This window comes from Croceitalea sp. W27, assembly GCF_055693185.1.
Genome location: NZ_CM146327.1, coordinates 432,315 through 456,983, shown reverse-complemented (window position 1 = coordinate 456,983; position 24,669 = coordinate 432,315). Strand labels below are relative to the sequence as shown.

The following is a 24,669-nucleotide window of genomic DNA, read 5'->3' as shown; positions in this document are numbered from 1 at the left end:
ACGACTAAAAAAATACTATACATAAGCAGATGAAAATAACAAAAGTAGCTTATATCACTAAAATAGTAGTAGCGCTTCTGCTCGTTTTTAGTACAAAGCATAGCATTATAGCGCAAAACCTTAAAGATTTAACGGCGCCTTGGAAAGATCCACAGGTATCTGGATTTAACAGAATGCCTTCAAAGGCAACATCAATATCTTATGCTACAGTAGAGGCAGCTAAAAAAGCTGACCGAAATGCGTCAACTCGTTACCAACCTCTTAATGGTGATTGGAAGTTTTCATTTGCAAAAACACCAGAAGAGGCACCAAAAGCATTTTACACTCAAAATTTTGACGACACCAATTGGAAAACTATTCCTGTACCTTCAAACTGGGAATTACAAGGCTATGGTACTGCAATTTACACAAATACAGTGTATCCATTTAAGCCCGTAGACCCACCATTTGTTCCTGATAAAGATAATCCAACTGGAAGTTACCGTAAGCAATTTACTGTATCAGAAAACTGGAAAGATATGCAAGTAAGTTTAACCTTTGGCGGTGTAAGTTCCGCATATTACGTTTGGTTAAACGAAAAACTAATTGGCTATAGCGAAGACAGTCGCCTGCCAACACATTTTGATGTCACACCATTCCTTAAAATAGGTAAAAATGACTTAGCGGTACAAGTCTTTCGGTTTAGCGATGGTTCTTATCTCGAAGATCAAGATCATTGGCGTCTGAGTGGTATCCATAGGGATGTCTATCTTACTGCAGCACCAAAAGTACAGCTTTACGATTTTTTTGTTAAAACGGATTTTGACGAGAGCTACAAAGATGCTTTTTTACAGATAAGACCGCGTATTAAAAGTTTTACAGATGTGGATGTTAAGAGGTACACCTTATCTGCACAGCTTTATGATGCAAATGGTAAATTGGTTAATGTAGAAGATGACAAAATGAGCATTGATGCCAATAAAATTTATTGGGAATATTTTCCGCAAAGCAGTAAACCACCTTTTGCGTTGATGAGTGCCACTGTAAAAGGTCCTAAAAAATGGAGCGCAGAATTTCCAAATTTATACACATTAGTGTTTCAGCTAAAAAATCCTGAAGGGCAACTAATGGAAGCCAGAAGTACAAAAATTGGATTTAGGGAAATTGAATTCAGCGACAAGAGCCAATTGTTGGTTAATGGTGAATCTGTGTTAATATATGGTGTAAACCGTCACGACCATGATGCCAAAACAGGTAAAGTTATTTCGGAAGCTTCTATGATAAAAGATATTGAATTGATGAAACAATTTAATATCAATGCAGTAAGGACATCTCATTACCCAAATGATGAGCGTTGGTACGATTTGTGTGATAAATATGGGATATACCTTATGGATGAAACAAATCTCGAAACGCATGGTATTGGTGGTAAACTTAGTAATACTACAGAATGGTCTAATGCTTTTTTAGAACGCTCCGTGCGCATGGTTGAACGCGATAAAAATCATCCCTCTATTATTTTTTGGTCATTAGGTAATGAGTCTGGCTCTGGCTATAACCATGCTGCTATGGCAAAATGGATACAAACTTACGATGATACTCGGTTTGTGCATTATGAGGGTGCACAAAACCATGGTGAAACCAAAGATGGCAAACTCAGAACTGACCCAGATTATGTAGACATGGTCAGCCGCATGTATGCTTCAATTCCTTACATGCAACGTATCGCTGATTTAGAAAATGAACAACGCCCAATTATATGGTGCGAATATGCACATAGTATGGGGAACTCAACAGGAAATATCTTTAAGTTTTGGGATGCTATACGTGCAGAAGACCAAATGATTGGTGGTTATATTTGGGATTGGGTAGACCAAGGTTTATTACAAAAAAACAAAGATGGCGAAAGCTATTATGCTTTTGGCGGCGATATGGGTGATACAGAAATTAATAGTGGTAACTTCTGCCTTAATGGTATTGTTGGACCAAATAGAGAGATAAAACCTGCACTTTGGGAAGTCAAAAAAGTGTTTCAACCAATAACATTTAAAGCTGTTGACCTGTCTAATGGGAACATCAATATACTAAACCACCATGACTTTACTAACCTGATTGAGTTTAAGTTGAAATGGTCACTTGAAGAAGATGGTGTTCAGATTCAAAATGGTGAGCTAAAGTCTTTCAATTTAGAGCCAAATAATGCCAAAACACTGAATATTCCTTTTAAAAAGCCGAAGTTGAAAGCTGGTGCTGAATATTTTTTGAGAGTGGCATTCGTTCGCAATAATGAAACACTATGGGCGCCCGAAGAACACGAAGTAGCATGGCATCAGTTTAATTTGCCTTTTAAGACATCGGATAAAATATTTGATAACAACAAAAGCGACGCTTTAACCTTAAGTGATACAGATGACCGTTTTCAAATTAGTGGCAAGAATTTTAACCTTACATTCAATAAAGCTAATGGTCTTCTAGAATCTTTTAAAGATTTAAAACAAGAATATATTGAAAGCCCTTTAGTGCCAAATTTTTGGCGTCCTGTTACAGATAATGATAGGGGTGGCGGAAAAACCCAAAAAACACTTGGTGTATGGAAAGATGCAGGGAAGAATGCTAAACTTTTAAATTTTGAAGTACTTTCAACCAGTAAAAATAACGTTACCGTAAAAAGCACATTCAGATTAGAAGACGTAAGTTCAACATTAGCTATAAGATATACTATCTACGCAAACGGAACGGTAAATATAGATAACGATTTCAAAATAGACGATGGCATTGAACTTCCAATGTTACCCAAATATGGTATGCAGGTTAAAATACCTAAGTCTCTAGATAATATGACATTTTTTGGTAAAGGGCCACATGAAAATTACCAAGACCGTCAGCTAAGTGCTGATGTCGGCCTTTACAAACAGTCGGTTGCAGAGGATTATGCAGGTTACATTCGTCCACAAGAAAGTGGAAATAAAACCGATGTCCGATGGATGAGTCTAACAGAAGATTCTGGAAAAGGAATATATATAGGTGGTTTATCAACACATTTGAGTATGAGTGCTTGGCCATATTCTACAGAAATTATCAATGATGCGCTGCACACTTATGATTTAAAAGATGAAAATGTAATAACGCTAAATATTGATTTAAAGCAAATGGGTGTTGGCGGTGATGATAGTTGGTCTAAGGCAGCTCTACCACATCCGGAATTTAGAGTCCCAGCACAAAACTATAATTACAGTTTTATTTTAAAACTTATAAAAAAAGCACCTAAACAAAGTATACCGTTACCAGAAAACAGATAAATTTAAGCATGAAATTTAAGTTAGTATTAGGGTTGCTTTTTGTTTATAATAGTGTATTTGCATTCCAAAAAATAGCCTATGAGACTCAGAAGGACATACCTTACTATCAAAAGACTGAAAGTGTTTCAGCATATCAAAAGGAAAAAAACGTATTGGATATCCACTATGCTAAAAGTAAAGGGAGTTATCCTGTCATTGTATGGTTTCATGGAGGTGGATTAACTAGTGGTAATAATGATATTCCTAAGGCTTTAAAGAATAAAGGTCATGTAATTGTAAGTGTTGACTATCGCGTATCACCCAAAGTGAAACCAGAAACATGTATAAACGACGCCGTATTGGCCATTGCATGGGTTTTAAATACTATTGAAAAGTATAATGGCGATGCTAACAACATATTTATTTCTGGTCATTCGGCAGGTGGATATTTGGCGTTAATGAGTGTAATGGATACTTCTAGATTAAAAGCTTTAAATGTTGATGCTAATAAAATTAAAGGGCTGATTCCATTGAGTGGTCATACGATTACACATTTCGAAATTAGAAAACAGCGCAATATTCCAAAAGAGCGAGCAATTGTAGATAGTTTGGCTCCTTTGTATTATGTACGAAAAGATGCACCGCCTATATTGCTCATTACTGGTGACCGTGAAAAAGAATTGTTAGGACGCTATGAGGAAAATGCATATTTCTCTCGGATGATGAAAGTAGCGGGTCATAAAGATATACAGCTATATGAATTGGATGGTTATGGACATTTAATGACCGAGCCAGCATTTTCATTACTTTTGGATTTTGTTAAAAGCCGAACAAAATAAAAGTACCTCTAATTTTATCTTCCAGTCATTAATCCAGAACATGGGTTTGATAGAACCATTATTTCTAAATTCTAACGGTACTCCCGAATATTGATAATCCTGTCCTTTGATAAACCCCATAAAATCCCCCATCCAAATAAATACTTACCCTTTTTTTTGTGTTAAGTGGCATGACATAAGTTTGTTGTGCTGGTATAATGGGACGTTACGGTATGTTTTTTCCAGTATGGTCAGCTTTACTTTTTTTAATATAAAATAAAAGTGAGATTGCTAATGACATAATTTTAAGTTCCACGATTTCCACCAATGTACTTAAAATTAATAACTTAAAACAAAATGTAACTATTTAATATACAGTTTATTATGATTGTCTGGTGGAACTTTTTTTAATTCATTAAGTGACCCCGAATTAGCCCCTTTTTAAATGCTATTATTTGATATCAAATGAAATGGGATAAAATGAAAAATCCTCTAAATCAATGACTTAGAGGATTTTCGTTGCCTTTTAAAGGTCTTTCAGCGGAGAAAGAGGGATTCGAACCCCCGGAGGTTTGACCCTCAACAGTTTTCAAGACTGCCGCATTCGACCACTCTGCCATTTCTCCTAATGCGGGTGCAAATATAATAACCTTTTTTGTTCTATGGAATAAAAATTTCCACCAATCGGTACTTTTAAAGATTTAACCACTGCTTAAATTCCGCAGCTTTGTTCTTACTAATAATAATATCTACCTCAGAATTTGGGTTAACCAAGATTTTTAACTGGTTGTTACCATATTTTACTATTTTTTCAATAGCCGTGATTGCAACAATAAACTGTCGGTTCGCCCTAAAAAACGAAGTTCTGTCAAGATTAGAAAAAAGTTCATCTAAACTAGAGTTTGATGTACTTCTGTTGCCATCTATACAAACTACATAAGTAATTGTATTTTCCATATAGATATAAGCGATTTCTTCTGTTGGTACCGGTTTTAGCTCATTTCTTCGGTAGGTTAATATTCGTTTCTTGGAGGTGTTTTCGTCATCACGGTTACCATCTTGCTGGTTTGATTGAACGCTTACCTTTTTCTGATATGCATCTACGGCACTGTTTAATTTTACGAGATTGATTACTTCATCGGATAATTTTTGATTATTGGCCTCTAACCTTTTTTCATAGGTACTGCCGATTAACCTGACGGTCACAACAGAGGCGACTACCATCACCAGACCCATAATCACTAAAATTGTATAGAACTTGTTTCTTAGGTCTTCTATTTGACCCATTACAATTTGCGTGTTGGTATGGGCCGCAATAATCCAATCTGAATTCTTAACCGGATAGATACTGATTACTTCAGATTCTTGAAGACCATCTTCAAAGTCTTCAATACTCACTTCTTCTTGTTTGTTCTTTAATAAGTCGTAGAATTTTTTAGAAGTCAAATCATCGGATACGGAAGAAACAAAAGATTTTTCAGTGCTAATATTTTGGCCAACGACTTTAACATCAGGGTGGCAAATGAACCTTCCGGACCAATCGAACATACTAACAAACCCTGTTGTTTGATTCGTATTCTCTATACTTTCTTGAAAAGTAACAATTACCGTATCCTTGGCAATACCATTTCTTAACTGGGTGCTTAATAATGAGGCTACTTCTTGGGCCTCTCTTTTGCTAAACTCAAGATGGGTCTCCAATATTCTGTCAACGCTGAAATTCACAAAATAGCGGACCGCCACACTTGATATTACCAAAAAGATAAAGGTAATGGCCAAAAATGTAGAAAGATACAAACGGTCTTTGCGCATGGTTGTTTTTTGGTTGTAAAACTCAGTCAGCTAAAATAGCAATATTTAAAAACAAACAGTTGCTCAGTATTTACCTTCAAAAATGGAATTACTGTTGTTTTTTCAAGCTTAAATATTCCCTGTTAAGTCTAAAAATTCCCTCTCACATAGTTTAATAGTGCACATACACGGGGATATTTCTTCATTTGAACCATCAAATTAATATTCAAAACAAAAACAATGAAAACAACTAAACTAATGCTACTCTTTTTAGCTGCACTCTGTTTTTTCAGTTGCACAAATGATAGCGAAGCAGATTTAATTCTTGCCGACCAGCAAGAAGAAAACAATGATGGCCCTGAAAGTAATGAAATCACCTATGAAAATACCGTAAGGGCAATAATTCAAAATAGCTGTGTGGGCTGTCATGACAACCCGCCAAGAAACGGCGCGCCTTTCTCACTAATAAATTACCAGCAGGTGAGTAATCGGTCTGGTGCTATTTTAAATGCGATGTCTCGTCAAAATGGAGCCCCTGGCGCTATGCCTCCATCAGGGAGATTGCCACAAAATACCATTGATATGATTCAACAATGGATAGATAATGGATTGCCAGAAAATTAATAAATGATTATAACCGCTAAAAAACAAAAAAATGAAAAACAAAAAAACACTAGGTCTTGCAGTAGTATTATTACTAAGCCTTTTTCTATTTAATGTAAATGCGCAACAAAAATACATAGACAAATCAGGTGAGATACGTTTTGAAGCTTCAGAGAAGCTTTTTGAGCCTGTAGAAGCTACTAACAAAGCAGTAACAGCCGTTTTAAATGTTGATACGGCGGAATTTGCTTCTTTGGCTTTGGTAACGGGTTTTCGATTTAAAAACTCGTTAATGGAAGAGCACTTTAATGAAAACTATATCGAATCTGAGACATACCCCAAAGCAATATTCAGAGGTAAGCTGATCGGTTTTGACTTTTCAAATTTATCAAACGACTCAATGGAAATTGAGGTGGATGGGAAATTAGAATTGCATGGAAAAGAAAAGCAGATTAAAACTACGGTCAGCCTACAAAAAATGGATAATGCCATAGTCATGAAGGGTGACTTTAAGGTCACCCCTTCAGACTTTGATATTTCAATTCCGGCAATTGTTAAAAATAAAATTGCCAAAGAGGTAATAGTTTCTATTCAATTCAAACTTAAATCATGAAAAAAAAGAATCTAAAATACTTCGTAATCGGGGCAATAGTTGTTGGTCTTATAACAGGTTTCGTGATTTTCGACAAAGTGATGAACGCACCTCATAGACAAATATCCAAAGAGGTGACAGATTTTGTCATGCCCGCTGAAGACCTGCAATTTCAATTTGCAAATAGTCAAGAAACAGCTACTACTAAATATATGGATAAGGTGATTGAAACCTATGGTTCCGTAACAGAGATTGGCCTCAATCACATTGTTTTAGAAGATAAGGTATTAGTAATGTTTCTAGAGGGTTTAAATCAAGAAATCACAGAAGGAGACCAACTAAAAATCAAAGGGAGATGTGTTGGTTTTGATGAACTCATATTACTCGTAAAAATAGACCAAGCCACAACCATAAACTAAAACAAATGAAAACTAAATTATCAATTATTATAAGCTGGGTATTTAGCCTAATCACTATAAATGCTCAAGAAGATCTTCTTGAAGAATTTGATACCATTCAACCAAGCGCTTATAAAAGTGCCGCGTTTAAAGGATTAAAAATCGTGAATTTTGAATCTACTAAAATGGTTTCTCAAAGCGAACTATACTTTATAGTCTCTCACCGTTTTGGTTCTGTTAAGGGAGGTTTTCAAGATTTTTACGGATTAGATCAAGCAGTTACTCGATTAAATTTTCTGTATGGAATTACAGATGGAATCAATGTGGGTATTTCAAGAAGTTCATTTCAGAAAATATACGAGTCATCATTGAAATTAAGATTAGTGCGCGAGAAGGTCGGTGGTTTTCCATTTACGATTGTAAGCTCTAGCAATATACTGCTCAATACTGCTTTAGATGATGAAATTTTACCAGGGCTAAAGTTTGAAAACCGATTAGGATACACATCCCAACTGCTCATTTCAAAAAAGTTCAATAAGAATTTCTCTTTACAATTAATGCCCACTTTTTTTCATGACAATTTGGTAGCCATAGATGAGCAGTCAAATTCTCAATATGTGCTTGGCTTTGGTGGCAGGCATAAGTTGACCAAAAGATTCTCGCTAAATTTTGACTACGGCCTTCATTTGAACAGGGCATCGAATTCACCTTTCAATAATCCGCTTTCTATTGGTATTGACATTGAGACCGGGGGGCATGTATTTCAATTGCATTTTACCAATGCCCAGCCAATGAATACGAACGGTTTCTTGGGGCAAGGAACCGGTGATTGGGGTAACGGAGATTTTTTCTTTGGGTTTAATCTTTCAAGAGTATTCAATTAATACAGTTAAAAAATGAAAACACAGTTAGCAAGAGTTCATGTTCAGAATAGTTTTTGCTTAAGATGCAAAGCACTTATAGAAGCCAAGCTTTCTGAAATACAAAACATTTCCAACATAAGATTATATAATAATGAACCAATGGTCGTATTTAATTTTTTTAAGGCCAATGAGTTATTAGATGTGCTCAATACATTAAGCGAAATCGGCTATCCGGAAATAGGCGAACGTATTGACAGTTCCGGTTTTAAGAAACCAAAAAATTGTTTGTGTTAGTTTTTAGTTTAGGTTTTGTAAAAGGCCTTCGTAAAGAAGGTCTTTTTACTAACTCAAACAGAGGTATAGTTTATAAATCAAGTAAGTAGAATTAATAAGAACATAGAAGATTCGATTTTGTTCCCTTTTAAACTTAAATATTCCCTTTCGCAAAAGTTTAGTCTATAAATGGTGCATATCGTTGATTTCTTTGTTCACATAAAACTAGTAGTAAATTAAAATAATATTTAAAATGAAAAATTTCTTTGTATTTGTATTCGTCACATTATTTGTGATTAGTTGTTCAGATGATAATGGTTATGGTAATGACCAAGATCAAGGTTCAGATGATGACCAACCCGTAGCGGTTGAAAATTCGGTTAGATTATCCGTTGACCCGGACTTTGGAAATGTACTAACAAACTCCGAAGGGTTTACGTTGTATTTTTTCGCTCCTGATAGTAAAGGAGGTTCTAATTGTCTTAATGGCTGTGCCACAACCTGGCCAGCTTTTGATGTAAGCGAACTTACTTTAGATGAAGGTTTGAGCGCGAATGATTTTGGCACCATTGCAAGAACCGATGGTGGAACACAAGTAACCTATAAGGGTTGGCCTTTATATCTTTTTGCCAACGATACCGCAGCCGGTCAAATTAATGGAGATGGCTCTGGAGGCGTTTGGTTTGTTGCCAAACCAGATTATTCGGTAATGCTCACCCAGTCTCAATTAGTAGGCAGGGATTCTGATGGTAATGAAACCAACCTGAACAGTTCTTTTGAAGAGGGTGAAGGTAGCACGTTTTATATTACAGATGATAACGGGGTAACGCTGTATCATTTTAGTAACGATGAGAGTGGCACCAATAATTTTACAAATGCGGATTTGTCAAACAATGGGGTTTGGCCGATATTCCATACAGAATTACGTAATGTGCCAAGCGTATTGAATATTGACGATTTTGGTGCCATAGATGTTTTTGGAGAAGCGCAATTAACCTATAAGGGTTGGCCTTTATATAAATTTAGTGGAGATGAGAATAGGGGAGATAATTTTGGAGTTGGATTTCCTAGCGCCGGGGTATGGCCTATTCTCAACGAGAATACACAAAATGCACCTGAGCCTGAAAATGTGAATTCGGTTGAGACGACCTTTGGCGTAACTAATGTGGGCGCATCGGCTTATGTTTTTGATTTCACTGATATAGAGAATCCCGAACTTGAATTAACAAGGGGAAGTACTTATGAGTTTAACGTAAACAGTCCAGGTCATCCATTTATTATAAAATCAGTTTCCAGTACAGGTACCGAAAATAGTTTTAACGATGGCGTCACTAATAATGGCATAGCTGAAGGCACCATAACCTTTACGGTACCAGAAGATGCTCCGGATGTGCTATTCTATAATTGTGAGTTTCATGCCTCTATGACTGGGAGAATTAGGATTGTTGACGCTGAAGAGACAACGGCTATGGACGTTACGAACAATGGCGCAGTTTCTTATATTTTTGCAGGAAGTGGTTTTGCAAATGACGAAAACCCAAATTTTACCTTGCGTAGAGGAAGAACATATCAGTTCAATGTCAATACCCCGGGCCATCCTTTTCTTATAAAATCCGTTCAAAGCACTGGAACAGGTAACGAATTTGATGATGGGGTAACGAACAATGGTGCCTCAACAGCAACAATTACGTTTACCGTTCCGGCCGATGCTCCTGACACCCTATTTTATAACTGTGAATTTCATGGTACTATGACTGGCATTTTTGTCATCACAGATTAGTGTTCATAGGTTTAGGTCCCCAGGTTTTCTTGGGGACTTATTAATTTTGAAAAGCACAAAATCTCATATTCTCTTGTAAATAGTAGTTTTAATGTCTTATTTTTAAGATAGGCACTATGAAAAGTAATACTTCATTTTTCTTTCCTGTTATTTTTGCACTGTCATTTTTTTGTTTGGTAGCATGTAATGATTATTTGAATGATGATCTTACAGAGGTCTCATCAAAAAAAACATATACTATTGATAACTTAGCAGTTCAATTAAAATCGATTACCAAGAGTGATAGAGATGAGGTGATTTCTGTTGCAGGAATTGTGCATGAAGTCAATACCATAAATAATAGGCCAACAATATTACTTAAAGGGAACGTTGCCGCGCAAATGCTCGTAATTTGTGATATGAATGCGAACCAATCAAAAAGAATAGAAAAAGTGAAAAAAGGAGACTCAATTTTAATTAAAGGAGTTTTTAAAGGGGTTTTAAAAGATGCCATTATGTTGAATTGCGTAATCGTTAATGGCAATTGATATGATGAGAGTAGTACTGATACTTTTATTTACTATGGCCAGCACTTTAAGTATTGACAATGGTGAAAAAATCATTGCAAGGCAGGGCAAGGTGTCTTTTTTTTCGCATACCTCTGTTGAGGATATTAAAGCTGAAAATAATCAGGTTTTTAGTATTGTAGATTTAGAAAAGGGTAAAGTCGCCGTGAGCATGCTCATGAATGCCTTTATTTTTGAGAAAGCCTTGATGAGAGAACATTTTAACGAAAGTTATATAGAATCGGATATTTATCCCAAGGCTACTTTTGAGGGTGAGATAATTGGTTTCGATAGTGCTATTAAAGGCGAACAGACTAGGATTATCAAAGGAATTTTTACCATGCATGGGGTGCCCAAAGAACTAGAAATAAAGACCAGAATAGAAAACAATGTCAGTGGATGTGTGATATCTGGTGAGTTCAGTACCGATGTCAAAGATTATGATATCAATATTCCACCTTTATTGGCAGGTAATATTGCCAAAAGCATTACGATAAATTTTAGATTTGAATACAGGCCTTATGACGATTAGAATTATTCTTGTATTTGCAATAGCATTTACAACTGCTCAAAGTTTATGTGCACAAGATTTGTTGGGTATTCTAGAAGAAGAGCAGCAAAACGGTTCTAGTTTCGTTCCACCGACTTTTAAGCTTACAAGAATAGCGATTGGTCATTCGACCGAAGTTAGGGGAAAGGGAATTCTTGAAGTTTCGGCGTTCAATCGTTTTTGGAACTTACCATCTGATAGATCGCAAAGTTTTATTGCTGACCGAATGAGTTCGAGATTGGCTTTGGAATATGGAATTTCTGATAGATTGACCTTTGGTATGGGCGCAACTACTTTTGACGGCCTATTTGACACGCATTTAAAATATCGTGTCATACAAAGCGATAAGAATGGTAAGGGGCGTCCTTTTTCACTTACGGTATTCCAAAATTTCAGATATAATAGCAGTGCATTTACTAGCTCAGATTTAGGAAGAAGCTTTTCAGATAGAACTGCCTTCACTTCGCAAATTTTACTTTCAAAAAAAGTATCAAAAGATTTTTCTTTCCAAATTTCTCCTACTTATATACATAGAGGGGAATCGGTATTTGAAAATGATCCAAATAATTTCTTTTCAATTGGTTTTGGCGCTCGTTATAGGCTTGGAAGTCACTTTAGTCTTGTCTCTGAGTATTACCATACCTTAAATCCTGTAGAATCAATCGAAACCTTTAATCCTTTTGCTATTGGTGTTAATTGGGAACTGGGTGATATTATGTTACAGTTTATGCTTACAAACGCACAATCTATAGTTGAAGATGCTTTCATTTTAAATACTAGGAATAATTTTAATTTTCGTAATCCCAACTTAAATTTTGGTTTTAACGCCACTTACGTCATTCATTTTAAGAATAGACTTAAAGATAAATAGCTAACTAATGATGTAGCTTACTGTCTATAAATGTTCTTAACGGTCTTAATGGGTGTCTAAATACAATTTACTGTGGTATTTTTGGTATATGGAAGAATGGTACCATTACCTGCTTTTAATTGTTGTAGGTTTTGCAGTTGGCTTTATTAATACTGTTGCGGGCGGTGGTTCTTTACTTTCGCTACCAGTGCTTATCTTTCTTGGCTTGCCACCAGCTGTCGCTAATGGTACCAATCGTGTAGCGATAGTAGTCCAAACCGCTATGGCTACAGCGGGTTTTAAGAGTAAAGGGGTCAGTACATTTCCGTTCAATATTTATCTGGGCATATCGGCGCTTTTTGGCGCAATTATTGGCGCTAGAATAGCCGTAGACGTAGATGGTGAAGCTTTTAACAGAATACTGGCTATCGTAATGCTTTCCGTTGTGTTAATCATTATTTTTAAACCGAAAATTAAAACTACCGATTTAGAAGAAAGACTAACCGGCAAGCATTTATGGTTAGGTATTGTAGTTTTTTTCTTTTTTGGTATTTATGGTGGCTTTATTAATGCTGGTTTAGGTTTTTTAATGCTCTTATTTTTAAATTTTGTGAATAGAATGACGCTTGTTCGCGCCAATGCCACAAAAGTAGTAGTTGTATTTACCTATATGCTGTCCGCGTTGGTTGTTTTCGTTTTAAATGATAAAGTTATTTGGTTTGTGGGCTTTATATTGGCAATTGGAAACGGAAGTGGTGCATGGGTCGCGAGCCGCTTTTCTGTAAAAAAAGGAGATGGTTTTATTAAAACTTTTTTAGTAATTATGGTTACAATCATGGCCATTAAGCTGTGGTTCTTTACCTAAATTAGTAGTTAGTAGTTAGTAGTCAGTTGAAAGAAGTTTTATGCCACACACAAATAAATTTTTTTAGTTTCCATAAACCATAAACCATAAACCATAAACCATAAACCATAAACCATAAACCATAAACCATAAACCATAAACTATAAACCATAAACTATAAACCATAAACCATAAACTATTAATCATGCCCGGATTTGAACTATTTGGAGATAAAGAGAAAGCAGAAGTAGAAAAAGTACTTGATACCGGAGTATTGATGCGGTATGGCTTTGATGGTATGCGAGACGGACAATGGAAAGCCAAAGAATTAGAGGTTGCTCTTGCCAAACGCATGAGTGTAGGCCATGTTCATTTATTGAGTAGTGGTACCGCAGCCCTAACGGTCGCCTTGGCAAGTGCTGGCATTGGAGCAGGAGATGAGGTTATTATGCCTACGTTTACTTTTGTAGCTAGTTTTGAGTCTATTTTGGCGATTGGAGCTATTCCGGTATTGGTTGATGTGGATGATACGCTCACTTTAGACCCTTGGGCCGTAGAACAAGCAATCACTGACAAAACTAAAGTGGTAATGCCCGTACATATGTGCGGTTCTATGGCAGACTTAGGCGCATTACAAGCTATTTGTCAAAAACATAAGTTACTGCTCTTAGAAGATGCCTGCCAGGCAATAGGCGGTAGTTATAATGGTAAGCCTTTGGGCAGTATTGGGGATTTGGGTTGTTTTTCTTTTGATTATGTAAAGACCATTACTTGCGGTGAAGGTGGTGCTATGATTACCAATAACAAAACATATTATGAGAATGCCCATAAATATTCAGATCACGGTCATGACCATATTGGTAATGATAGGGGAGCGGAGCAGCATCCATTTTTAGGGTACAATTTTCGGATTTCAGAATTGAATGCGGCTGTTGGGTGCGCCCAAATAACTAGACTGGACGAGTTTATTGAAATTCAAAAGAAACATTATACCATTCTTCGAAAAGCCCTGACAAAAGTTCCGCAGGTAACATTTAGGAGGGTTCCAGAAGGGGGAGTGGAGAATTATTCTTTTTTGAACTTTTTTCTTCCCACGCAAGAAATCACTCGAAAAGCGCATAAAATTTTAGATGAAAATGGAATCGATGCCTGTTTTTATTGGTTTGATAATAATTGGCATTATTATCGCAAATGGCAACATCTAACCAATTTAGAATCTTTAGGTAAGCTTCCTCTTGAAGTTAGACAAGGCCTGCCTGATTACTCAAAAACTGATTTTTCACGTTCTGACCATTGGGTTGGTAGAACTATTTCTTGCTTGATAAAATTAAGTTGGACGGAAGAAGAAGCAGAAAAAAGAGCACAGAAAATGGCTTCTATTTTGCAAGAACTACTTTAATATTTCACGTATTCCACTATCTCCAAGCCATAGCCAACAATACCAACACGTTTTTCTTGTTGGCTATTGGTCATCAACCTCATTTTACTGATGTTCAAATCATGTAGAATTTGTGCTCCGATACCAAAATCCTTGGAATCCATATCAATTTTAGGAGCTTTAAGAACACCCTGTTTCTGAAGCTCTTTGAGCTCGGATAACCTATTTAGAATATTTAGCGATTGCGATTCTTGATTAATAAAAACAAAAGCCCCTTTTTCTTCGGCATTTATAGCGCTGAACATGTCTTCTAATTTCTTATCAGGATTGTTCGTTAGCGTTCCTAGGATGTCATTGTTGACCAAAGTTGCATTGATTCGGGTCAGAACGGGTTCTTCAGATTTCCATGTTCCCTTGGTAAGAGCTATATGTATTTGATTATTCGTGGTTTGTTTGTATGCCCTTAACCTAAAATCGCCAAACCGTGTGGTTATCTTAAAATCTTCTTTTTTTTCTATAAGGCTGTCATGTTCCATTCTATAGGCTACCAAATCTTCAATGGAAATAATCTTCAAATCAAATTTTTCGGCAACTTTAACAAGCTGTGGTAATCTGGCCATGGTGCCATCCTCATTGAGTATTTCAACAAGTATTCCTGCAGGTTTGAGTCCGGCAAGCCTTGCCAAATCTATCGCTGCCTCTGTATGTCCGGTTCGTCTAAGAACACCACCGTTTTTAGCCCTTAAAGGGAAAATATGGCCTGGCCTTCCCAAATCATGGGGTTTTGTATCCTCATTGGTCAATGCCATTATGGTCTTTGACCGGTCATGTACCGAAATACCGGTGGTACAACCATGACCAATTAAATCTACGGACACTGTAAACTGCGTTTGGTGTAAAACGGTATTATTCTGAACCATCATTTCAAGACCCAACTCTTCGCACCGGTCTTCCGTTAGGGGGGCACAAATAAGTCCGCGACCATGCTTGGCCATAAAATTTATCATTTCTGGGCTTACCTTTTCGGCGGCAGCAATAAAATCGCCTTCGTTCTCTCGGTTTTCATCATCTACTACGATGATTACTTTGCCCTGTTGAATATCAGTAATAGCTTCTTCAATGGTGTTCAATTGAATTGTATGAGTTACGGTCTCGGTCATGTCTCTTTTTCTTGTTTCCTTTTGAATATCCCTTTAAATATATCTAAAATACCACCAATGCTCATTAATCCCCTATCGGCGGTAGCTCTTTTGGTCAAAAAGATACTTAAGGGTAGCATAATAAGAGTTGAAAGCCACGCCCCCAGAGCAGGATGCATTTCTCCCTTTTTCGCATAGTTATCGGCAAAAACACCGATAAAGTAGTACGTTAAAAATAAAATTATAGCAATAACCATAGGTAGACCTAATCCACCTTTTCGAATGATAGCCCCAAGCGGAGCACCAACAAAAAAGAGAATAATACATGAAAAGGCCAAGGCAAACTTTTTGTGTAATGATAAAATATGGCGGTTATAGACCTCATAACGCTTATTTAGCTCAAGCTTTTTACCTTTTATGGTATTAAGGATGTTCGTAACTGTATTTTTGGCATTACTGAACAGTTGTGAACGTTGCCATTCAGGTATTGCGGCGATTAGGTCATCAGTACTTTCTATGGAATCTAACTTTTTAGTTTTGTTACCTGCGGTCTTGGTATAATCTACAAGTGCTTTTTCTGCTGTAGAGTCTTTTTGTTTTACCGGGAAGGCTCCAATTCTCGAAGAAATACTTTTTGAAAAGGCATTCACCTGTTTTAGGTTATTAATTTTCAGCGAATCAATGTCTTTACTTAAGCGTGAAATATTCTTCATCTTGTCCGTAGTGATATCGGACTCTTCTTCAAGATTTTTATTGCTTAAGGCTGAAATATCAATATTCTTAATGTAGACTTCAAACTCTGACCTGTTAAAAGGATGCTTTCTCTTGTCCTTCGCATTTTTACTTTCAACCTCTTGGTAGTAATGTCCATCGTTTAAAACCAATTGAATTACATCTGATTCTTCACTACTGATCAACTCTCCCGTTTTGGCCTTGATTACTGTAGTGTTGATTTTGGTTTTGGACTTTTGGTGTATGACTACATTTTCCAAAAATTGATCGTTATCACCCGACTTCTTTTCTACTTTGATATTCATATCCGTGCCTTCAATATCACTAAAAACACCTTCTACAATAACGGCTGCAGGCTTAACCTTAGCGATATTACGGCGCATATTGAATATCTTCTGTTCTGAAGCTGGAATTACGGTATTTGCAAAGAAAAACGTGAAGCCACCAAGTAAAACCATAAATACTATGAGGCTTCGCATTGCTTTTTGCAACGATATGCCCGAAGCTTTCATGGCAGCGAACTCATAGTTTTCGGCGAAACTTCCGAAGGTTAGTATCGAAGAGAGTAGTACGGTTAATGGTAGCACTTTTTCGGTGAGGTTGGGCATTAAATAGAAAAGAAACTTACCTATTATCCAAATATCCAAATCTTTCCCGGCAAGGTCATCAATAAACAACCATACGGTTTGAAATATGAAGATGACCATCAGTATCACAAACGAACTGAAAAAATTATAAAGGAATCTCGATAAAATATATCGATCGATTATTGGCAACACACTCGTCTCATCTGTTGGTTAAACCTAAATTATAGGCCTGTTGAAGTTTTATAAAACACCTGAAGCTGAAAGACAACCTAGTTTCTTATAATATAATAACCTTCACTCTCATACTTGGCCTCATCAAAAGTAAACAAGCTTTTTGACAAGGGCTGATTGGTTTTGAAAGAATTAACGGTAATCGTTGTTTTGGTGCCGTTCTTTCCGGTTTCTATAAGTTTATAAATGTGTTTTGTTCCTGCATCAATACCTAATAAAATAGATTTGATTTCAGTATTGGTGTCAATAGGAATCAGTTTAATAAATTGAATTTTTCTTCCTTTTACATTTTGTAGGATATCCCACTGGTAATTGTGTCCCGTTTTATAAAAAGTAAGCATTTTAGAAGGGGTGACCGTATTTTCTTCTTCACTAGGGCTTTCTATTGTCACCTCTTCGTTCTCTGGTACCACGGTATATACTTTGCTGCCATCGAACAGCTGTTTAGCGCCAAAGAGGTCTGCCAAGTATTTATCACCCATTAAAGTTACATTACCCTTTGTTTCTTGTTTAATGTTCGCTTCCGTATTTTCTAGCGAATAGTTAAAATCAATATAAATGTTGTCATATGAAGTAACATTAGTATATACCTCATCTAATAAATTTTTTGCCTTTTCTGAGTTTTGCCCAAAAGAGGAAAAAGTTAAAGTGACTATTGAAAGTAGTGTTAGTGTTCTTTTAATCATGATATTAGTTTGTCTCATTTTGTAATAATTGATCTAATGCTAGCATGTCGGTCACCAATACTTGGCGTGCTTTGCTCCCTTCAAATGGGCCGACAATACCTGCTGCTTCTAATTGATCTATAATTCTTCCGGCTCTATTATAACCTAATTTAAGTTTTCTTTGGATTAAAGATGCTGAGCCTTGTTGCGCAATTACCACAACTTCTGCCGCTTCTCTAAACAATTTATCTCTATCCGAAATATCATAATCAATACTCGTGCCAGAGTCTTCACCAACATATTCAGGCAGTTCATAAGCACTTGGATATGCTCTTTGCGAACCAATATATTCTGTTATTTTTTCAACCTCCGGGGTGTCCACAAAAGCACATTGTATACGGGTCACATCATTACCTTGGGTGTACAGCATATCACCTCGCCCAATCAATTGGTCTGCACCTTGGGCGTCTAAAATGGTTCGAGAATCTATCTTAGAAGTAACCCTAAAGGCAATCCTGGCCGGGAAATTGGCTTTAATAATACCTGTGATAACATTTACTGAAGGACGTTGTGTCGCGATGATGAGATGGATACCGATGGCTCGAGCAAGTTGCGCTAATCGAGCAATAGGAGCTTCAACTTCTTTCCCCGCAGTCATGATCAGATCGGCAAATTCGTCAACCACCAATACAATATAGGGCAAGAATTTATGCCCGTCATTAGGATTTAACTTTCTTGCCTTAAACTTGGTATTATATTCTTTTATATTCCGCACCATGGCCAGTTTAAGCAATTCGTACCTGTTATCCATTTCAATACAAAGCGAGTTTAATGTATTGATGACCTTTGTGTTGTCTGTGATTATAGCTTCCTCAGAATCAGGTAGTTTCGCTAAAAAGTGCCTCTCGATTTTATTAAAAAGCGTAAGTTCTACCTTTTTAGGATCGACGAGTACAAACTTAATTTCTGCAGGATGTTTTTTGTATAGCAAAGAGGTGATGACCGCATTCAAACCAACCGATTTTCCTTGTCCAGTGGCACCTGCCATGAGAAGGTGGGGCATTTTAGCCAAATCAACCACAAAAGTCTCATTGCTTATGGTTTTACCGAAAGCGATAGGAAGTTGCATTTCGGCGTTCTGAAATTTCTTTGAAGCAATCACGGAACGCATCGAAACTATAGTAGAATTTTTATTAGGCACCTCAATACCAATAGTACCTTTTCCTGGGATTGGAGCTATAATACGAATGCCCAATGCAGCTAATGAAAGCGCAATATCATCTTCAAGGTTTTTTATTTTTGAAATACGTATTCCAGCTTCTGGAACAATTTCGTAGAGTGTTACGGTAGGACCTATGGTAGCTTTAATCTGAGCAATACCGATCTTGTAGTTCTTTAGTGTATTTACAATCTTGTTCTTATTCTCTTCAAGCTCTTCTTGATTAATAGTGATTCCGCCAGTAACACCATGTTGGTCTAATAAATCTAGGGTAGGAAATTTGTATTTGCCCAATTCAAGTTTAGGATCGAATTCCCCAAAATCTTTAACCAGTTGATCCGCCTTTATGTCTTTTTCTTCTTTTTCTTCGGCAATCTTGCTAACTTCTAAGTCTATTTTTGGCTCTTCCTCAGGTAAATTAACATCAAGGCCTGCCTCATTTCGTAAAGGTGGAATGTCTTTTTTATGGGTATATGTATCGATTTTAATTTCAGGTTCTTCCTCTAGCTTCAACTCAATAGGTTTTTCTTCAAATACTTCAGAAGATACATCCTTTTTAATTTCAGCTCTTTTGGCTCTGAAGTAATTTCCAATAGCTTCCGGTGAAAAATTAAAGAGACGGACCAAAATGGTGATCAAGGTGAAAATGAGAACTAAAAGAACACCGATCTTTCCAATATAATCCTGTAGAAAATCATTCATTTCATACCCGATCAATCCCCCTAAAAGAGGTTGACTGATTGCAAAAAAACCTAAGGCTATAGAAACCCAAATAACACCTAAAAGTCCCCAAATCCACTTGCTTACCAAGTTTTTAGATTCTAAGCCCAAAAACAAATACAAGCCTGTGATGGCAAGTAAAATAGGGAAAACAAAAGAGGCAAGGCCAAAACCTTGATACATGAAAAAATGGCTAATGGCCGCTCCAAACTTATTTAGCAAGTTAGCTGCTTCTGCATTTCTGTCCTTAAACTCCGTCAGTAAACTTTGATCGGCTTGCCATGTAAAATAATATGATATAAAAGAAAAGAAAAGGGCAATACTAAGCACGATCAAAAAACAACCAAGAATAACTTTGTTTTTTTTTGAAAGCTTAAAAGAGGATTTCTTTTGAGTTACGGCAGCTTTAGATTTTCTTCGTTTTTTGGCCATTAAATGGAGTTAATGAGGGCTAATTTACAAATTTACGATGCCAAGCATTGAAATAGTTGTTTCCCTAGAAGATTTTAGGAATATATATTAAAAGACCAATTACAGAAGCTAGTATGGACACAATCATCACGGCACCTGCGGACACATCTTTTATAAAACCAATTTTTTCATCATGCTCAGGTTGTACAAAATCAGAAAGTTTTTCTACAGCGGTATTCATACCTTCTATACCCATAACTAAACCAATAGCAAGGCATTGCAAAATCCATTCTATTATAGAAATTTCGAAATAGAAGCCCGCCGCGGCTGTAATTAGAGCGATAACAAATTGTACTTTAATGCTTGCTTCGGTTCGTAAAAGAAGAAACATGCCTTTTAAAGCAAATCCTACACTTTTGATTCTATTTACAAAGAATGATTCCTTAGGCATCCATCAATGCTTCAAGTGCAGCTTTGTAATTTGGTTCATCGGCAGTCTCTTGAACCTGTTCTGTATGTACTATTGTGCCGTTTGCGTCTAAAACTACGATGCATCTGGAATGTAACCCGCTAAAAGCACCGTCACCGAACTCTAGGCCATATTCTTTTCCGAAAGCTCCAGTTCTAAAATCAGAGAGCATCTCAACATTCTCAATACCTTCAGCACCACAAAAACGTTGCTGAGCAAACGGAAGGTCTCTAGAAATACATAAAACACTGGTATTTTCTAGTTCTGCGGCTTCTTCGTTGAATTGACGTACGGATTTGGCACAAGTACCAGTATCAACGCTTGGAAAAATATTCATGACTACTTTTTTGCCTTTGTAATCGTTTAAGGTTGCCTCTGAAAGGTCAACTTTTGTAAGTGAGAAGTCTGGAGCAGATGTATTTTTTGATGGGAGTTCACCAATGGTTTTAACCGGTGTACCTCCTAATGAAATTGATGCCATTAAATTGTTTTTAAATTAAGGTTCGAAGTTAAGAAACTACTTTACCATAAGCAACAAAGGCAATAGGCTAAATTATTAGTTTGTACTTTGTAACTGCTTTATTTTGATTTTGAACGCGGCAAAAAGTAAGGTCATAAATGGACTCAGCCAATTGAAGATAGCATAAAGAAAATATTCGCCCACACCAACACCCAACACGCCGCTATGATAAGCCCCGCAGGTATTCCATGGCACAAGTACTGAAGTCACCGTTCCGGAATCTTCAAGGGTCCTGCTCAAGTTTTCAGGGGCCAAACCTCTTTCAGCATATGCTTTCGAAAACATTTTTCCAGGAACAACGATTGCTAAATATTGGTCAGATGCAGTTACATTTAGCGCTAGACAGCTACCAACAGTACTTGCGAAAAGGCCAAATGTTGTTTTGGCCATGGCCAATAAAGATTTTGTTATGCGTTCTAAAGCGCCAATTCCATCCATGATACCACCAAAAACCATGGCACATACGATTAACCATATGGTACCTAACATTCCGGCCATTCCTCCGGAAGAGAATAAGTCATTAAGTGCTGGGTCGGTGGTCGCTATAGCCGTGTCAACTGTTATTGCGTTTAGAATTCCTTTATAACTGGACTCAAAATTTAAAGAATCTCCACCGCCAATTGTTGTTATAATTTCAGGTTGAAAAATAAGGGCAAAAACACCACCCAGTAAAGTTCCTATAAGCAGCGCCAAAAGGGGAGGGGCTTTCTTCACAATCATAAAGATTACAGCCAAAGGCACGATAAATAACCATCCATTTGTATTGAATGTTGCATCTATGGTGCCTAAAATGGCGTCTGTATCTGCAACACCTGAAGTATCAATAGTAAACCCAAGAATAATAAAAACTATTAGGGTTACCGTAATTGTTGGCACAGTTGTCCAAGCCATGTATTTAATATGTGAGAATAACTCTCCACCTGCCATAGCAGGAGCTAGGTTGGTCGTGTCACTGAGTGGAGATAATTTATCGCCAAAATAGGCGCCTGAGAGCACGGCTCCCGCTGTCATACCAAGAGAGATGCCCAATGCTTCACCTATACCGATCAAGGCGATACCGACTGTAGCAGCCGTGGTCCATGAGCTACCGGTCGCGACCGATATAATTGCACAAATAATAACACATGCTGCCAGAAAAATAGTAGGATTCAAAATTTGCAGCCCATAATAAATCATCGCAGGTATAATACCGCTTACAAGCCATGTACCGGAAAGGGCCCCGACCATTAAAAGAATAAGCAATGCCCCTGTGGTGGATTTTACATTTTCTGCGACTTCAGCCAGCATTTGTTTGTAGGAGACTTTATTGAAAAATCCAATAATAGCAGCAACGGCACCGCCTAATAGAAGAATGAATTGATTGGAACCGCTCAGCGCATCATCACCAAAAACATAAACATTATAGGCCAACATTGCTACAAGAATAAATACTGGTAGCAAGGCTTCCCAAATATTCAGTTCCTTATTTTCTATGATTTTTTCATCTTCGCGATACTTGGCTTTCTTCTGCTTTTCAGTCATTCTTTTTGGTTTGGTAATCAGGTAATATTACAATTTTAGTGTCTTACCTGCAAACCATTTTTATGCCAATAGCGCTTCTTCTTTTAGGATACCCAATTTTACCATACAATTTTTCATAGCCATATAAGTAGCTTGAATATCGTTATCCAATCCTATGGAAAAACGTATTAATCCGTCCGTTAGACCCATTTCTTCTTGTTCTTCTTGAGGTATTTCTGATGAAGTAGAACTGCCCGGGGCACTAAATAGCGTTTTATAAAAACCAAGACTCACGGCGAGGTAGCCTAAGTTTTCCCTTTGCATTAGTTCCATGAGTGCGTTTGCCATATCCAAACTTCCAACATCTATGGTCATTAGCCCCCCATAGCCATATTCACTATTCATCTGGTTCGTGAAAATAGTATGCCCCGAGTGGGAAGGCAAACCGGGATATACAACACGTAAACCTTCGCTTTCAAATTGTTTTGCCAAAAACATAGTATTCTGGCTATGTTTTTTCATACGAATATGTAAGGTGCGCATATTTTTTAATATTGATGCCGCTCTTAAACTATCAAGAGTACTACCAAATAACATACCTGCACCATCGTTGACGTCTTTTAGTTGAAGGCAGAATTCTGTAGATGCACATACCGCCCCAGCTACACAATCACTTGTTCCATTAATAAATTTGGTCAAACTATGAATGACTACATCAGCTCCGAGTTGTGCCGCAGAAATACTAAGCGGAGAAAAGGTGTTATCGACCACCAAGGGGATATTGTTCTTCTTGGCCAGCCTAGAAAGTGCTGCGATATTGGCTACTTCTAAAAGCGGATTACTGACCGCTTCGCAATAAATCATTTTGGTTTTTGGCGTAATACTGTTTTCTACAATTTCTAAGTCGGTAATGTCAACAAAAGAAGTGCTAAGGTCGAACTTCTTTAAAAAGTTCTTCATGAAAGCATATGTTCCACCATAGATGGTTCTGCTGCTTACAATATGGTCGCCAGCATCACAAAGTTGCATAATCACGGCGCTTATCGCTCCCATACCACTGGCATAAACATTGGCGGATTCGGTTCCTTCAAGTGCGGCCAATGCCTCGCCTAGGTATAGATTGGAAGGGGAGGAGTGACGACTATATAAGTAACAGCCTTCTGTATTGCCTTCAAAAGTATCGAACATTGTTTTTGCCGATAAAAAAGTATAAGTAGACGAGTCCGATATTGATGGATTAACTCCTCCAAATTCGCCAAAATACTGCAAGTCCTGAATTTTTTCTGCTCCCTTGTGATTCATAATTCTAAATTTAAACCACTAAAATATTTATTATTAGAAAATAAATCAATAATAATGTTATTATATAGAAAATAAATCAGTCAAATATAATTAATATAGAATTTAAATCTAAAAATAGTATTTTTGATAGTTGAAAAAAGAAAAGAATTCGGAATGGATTTAGATAGTATAGATAAAAAGCTATTGACCTTATTGCAAGAGGATAGCAAAAAGACCACCAAACAATATGCTCTAGCTTTAAACTTGTCTACGACAGCGGTTTACGAGCGCATAAAAAAACTAGAACGTGAAGCTGTTATCACTAAATATGTGGCGCTTGTCGACACTAAAAAAATAAATAGAAGTTTTACGGTATTGTGTCATGTAAAGTTATCACAACACACGAAAGACAACATTCTTAGGTTTGAGCGTCAAGTACAAGAGTTAGAGGAAGTTTCAGAATGTAACCATGTAAGTGGTGATTATGATTATATACTTACAATACATGTTTCAGATATGGTTGCGTATCGCGAGTTTATGATAAACAAATTAACGGTGATTGACCAAATTGGTAGTACGCAGAGTTCTTTTGTAATCAATCCGGTTAAGAAGTCTACTGCAATATTCATCTAATATTTAACCTAAATTGCTGT

23 protein-coding genes and 1 tRNA gene are annotated in these 24,669 nt (G+C 36.9%); 14 read left to right on the top strand and 10 right to left on the bottom strand.

The genetic code is table 11. The annotated features are described in order from the left end of the window. Positions 1-29 precede the first annotated feature (29 nt). Together lacZ and ACZ1GR_RS02120 are read left to right on the top strand one after the other, a co-directional pair. Entirely contained in the window at positions 30-3,278 is a 3,249-nt protein-coding gene (lacZ, locus tag ACZ1GR_RS02125; protein ID WP_472610614.1) for a beta-galactosidase, LacZ type, read from the top strand. An 8-nt stretch (positions 3,279-3,286) separates the two neighbouring features. After that, a complete protein-coding gene (locus ACZ1GR_RS02120; protein ID WP_472610613.1) occupies positions 3,287-4,096 on the top strand; it encodes an alpha/beta hydrolase in 810 nt (269 codons plus the stop codon). 520 nt (positions 4,097-4,616) lie between these two features. Here the strand turns inward: ACZ1GR_RS02120 and ACZ1GR_RS02115 are convergent. Continuing rightward, a tRNA-Ser gene (locus ACZ1GR_RS02115) sits at positions 4,617-4,701 on the bottom strand. A 67-nt stretch (positions 4,702-4,768) separates the two neighbouring features. Beyond that, positions 4,769-5,887, bottom strand: coding sequence for a LytTR family transcriptional regulator DNA-binding domain-containing protein (locus ACZ1GR_RS02110; protein ID WP_472610612.1), 1,119 nt, complete (start codon positions 5,885-5,887; stop codon positions 4,769-4,771). Between the two features lie 219 nt (positions 5,888-6,106). Here ACZ1GR_RS02110 and ACZ1GR_RS02105 point away from each other — a divergent pair, with 219 nt between their 5' ends. From ACZ1GR_RS02105 to ACZ1GR_RS02055, 11 genes are all read left to right on the top strand, one after another. Continuing rightward, positions 6,107-6,490 carry a hypothetical protein gene (locus ACZ1GR_RS02105; RefSeq protein WP_472610611.1) on the top strand — a complete coding sequence of 128 codons (384 nt, stop codon included), beginning with the start codon at positions 6,107-6,109 and terminating at the stop codon, positions 6,488-6,490. Between the two features lie 31 nt (positions 6,491-6,521). Beyond that, entirely contained in the window at positions 6,522-7,082 is a 561-nt protein-coding gene (locus tag ACZ1GR_RS02100) for a YceI family protein (RefSeq protein WP_472610610.1), read from the top strand. After that, positions 7,079-7,480: an OB-fold protein gene (locus ACZ1GR_RS02095; protein ID WP_472610609.1), complete on the top strand. Its 402-nt coding sequence runs from the start codon at positions 7,079-7,081 to the stop codon at positions 7,478-7,480. The genes ACZ1GR_RS02100 and ACZ1GR_RS02095 overlap by 4 nt, the downstream gene beginning before the upstream one ends. Before the next feature lie 5 nt (positions 7,481-7,485). Continuing rightward, on the top strand, positions 7,486-8,343 hold the full coding sequence (locus ACZ1GR_RS02090; RefSeq protein ID WP_377766300.1) for a DUF5777 family beta-barrel protein: 858 nt from the start codon (positions 7,486-7,488) through the stop codon (positions 8,341-8,343). 12 nt (positions 8,344-8,355) lie between these two features. Then, positions 8,356-8,616: a hypothetical protein gene (locus tag ACZ1GR_RS02085; RefSeq protein ID WP_472610608.1), complete on the top strand. Its 261-nt coding sequence runs from the start codon at positions 8,356-8,358 to the stop codon at positions 8,614-8,616. Between the two features lie 232 nt (positions 8,617-8,848). Further along, complete coding sequence (locus tag ACZ1GR_RS02080; protein ID WP_472610607.1) at positions 8,849-10,375, top strand: hypothetical protein; 1,527 nt, start codon at positions 8,849-8,851, stop codon at positions 10,373-10,375. 116 nt (positions 10,376-10,491) lie between these two features. Then, positions 10,492-10,902, top strand: coding sequence for an OB-fold protein (locus ACZ1GR_RS02075; RefSeq protein ID WP_472610606.1), 411 nt, complete (start codon positions 10,492-10,494; stop codon positions 10,900-10,902). 1 nt (position 10,903) lies between these two features. Continuing rightward, positions 10,904-11,452 (top strand): YceI family protein, encoded by a 549-nt coding sequence (locus ACZ1GR_RS02070; protein ID WP_472610605.1) that lies wholly within the window; start codon positions 10,904-10,906, stop codon positions 11,450-11,452. Then, positions 11,442-12,341, top strand: coding sequence for a DUF5777 family beta-barrel protein (locus ACZ1GR_RS02065; RefSeq protein ID WP_472610604.1), 900 nt, complete (start codon positions 11,442-11,444; stop codon positions 12,339-12,341). Before ACZ1GR_RS02070 ends, ACZ1GR_RS02065 begins: the two co-directional genes overlap by 11 nt. 88 nt (positions 12,342-12,429) lie before the next feature. Beyond that, the gene (locus ACZ1GR_RS02060; protein WP_472610603.1) at positions 12,430-13,185 is read left to right on the top strand and encodes a sulfite exporter TauE/SafE family protein; all 756 of its coding nucleotides are present in this window, start codon (positions 12,430-12,432) and stop codon (positions 13,183-13,185) included. 184 nt (positions 13,186-13,369) lie between these two features. Beyond that, positions 13,370-14,563 carry a DegT/DnrJ/EryC1/StrS family aminotransferase gene (locus ACZ1GR_RS02055; protein WP_472610602.1) on the top strand — a complete coding sequence of 398 codons (1,194 nt, stop codon included), beginning with the start codon at positions 13,370-13,372 and terminating at the stop codon, positions 14,561-14,563. On the opposite strand, the gene ribB is transcribed toward ACZ1GR_RS02055, so the two are convergent. The 8 genes from ribB to ACZ1GR_RS02015 all read right to left on the bottom strand — a co-directional run bounded on the left by ribB (position 14,560) and on the right by ACZ1GR_RS02015 (position 24,037). After that, a complete protein-coding gene (gene ribB / locus ACZ1GR_RS02050; RefSeq protein ID WP_472610601.1) occupies positions 14,560-15,702 on the bottom strand; it encodes a 3,4-dihydroxy-2-butanone-4-phosphate synthase in 1,143 nt (380 codons plus the stop codon). The genes ACZ1GR_RS02055 and ribB overlap by 4 nt on opposite strands. Next, positions 15,699-17,120 (bottom strand): LptF/LptG family permease, encoded by a 1,422-nt coding sequence (locus ACZ1GR_RS02045; protein ID WP_472610600.1) that lies wholly within the window; start codon positions 17,118-17,120, stop codon positions 15,699-15,701. The genes ribB and ACZ1GR_RS02045 overlap by 4 nt, the downstream gene beginning before the upstream one ends. A 149-nt stretch (positions 17,121-17,269) precedes the next feature. After that, positions 17,270-17,917, bottom strand: coding sequence for an outer membrane lipoprotein periplasmic chaperone LolA1 (gene lolA1, locus ACZ1GR_RS02040; RefSeq protein ID WP_472610599.1), 648 nt, complete (start codon positions 17,915-17,917; stop codon positions 17,270-17,272). Between the two features lie 4 nt (positions 17,918-17,921). Continuing rightward, positions 17,922-20,267, bottom strand: a complete 2,346-nt coding sequence (locus ACZ1GR_RS02035; protein WP_472610598.1) for a DNA translocase FtsK — start codon at positions 20,265-20,267, stop codon at positions 17,922-17,924. 64 nt (positions 20,268-20,331) lie between these two features. Next, positions 20,332-20,697: a diacylglycerol kinase gene (locus ACZ1GR_RS02030; protein ID WP_472610597.1), complete on the bottom strand. Its 366-nt coding sequence runs from the start codon at positions 20,695-20,697 to the stop codon at positions 20,332-20,334. After that, positions 20,690-21,196: a thiol peroxidase gene (tpx, locus tag ACZ1GR_RS02025; RefSeq protein ID WP_472610596.1), complete on the bottom strand. Its 507-nt coding sequence runs from the start codon at positions 21,194-21,196 to the stop codon at positions 20,690-20,692. The genes ACZ1GR_RS02030 and tpx overlap by 8 nt, the downstream gene beginning before the upstream one ends. Before the next feature lie 75 nt (positions 21,197-21,271). Further along, on the bottom strand, positions 21,272-22,756 hold the full coding sequence (nhaC, locus tag ACZ1GR_RS02020; protein WP_472610595.1) for a Na+/H+ antiporter NhaC: 1,485 nt from the start codon (positions 22,754-22,756) through the stop codon (positions 21,272-21,274). 60 nt (positions 22,757-22,816) lie between these two features. After that, positions 22,817-24,037: an aminotransferase class I/II-fold pyridoxal phosphate-dependent enzyme gene (locus ACZ1GR_RS02015; protein ID WP_472610594.1), complete on the bottom strand. Its 1,221-nt coding sequence runs from the start codon at positions 24,035-24,037 to the stop codon at positions 22,817-22,819. Between the two features lie 153 nt (positions 24,038-24,190). Here ACZ1GR_RS02015 and ACZ1GR_RS02010 point away from each other — a divergent pair, with 153 nt between their 5' ends. Continuing rightward, positions 24,191-24,649, top strand: coding sequence for an Lrp/AsnC family transcriptional regulator (locus ACZ1GR_RS02010; RefSeq protein ID WP_472611845.1), 459 nt, complete (start codon positions 24,191-24,193; stop codon positions 24,647-24,649). Positions 24,650-24,669 lie beyond the last annotated feature (20 nt).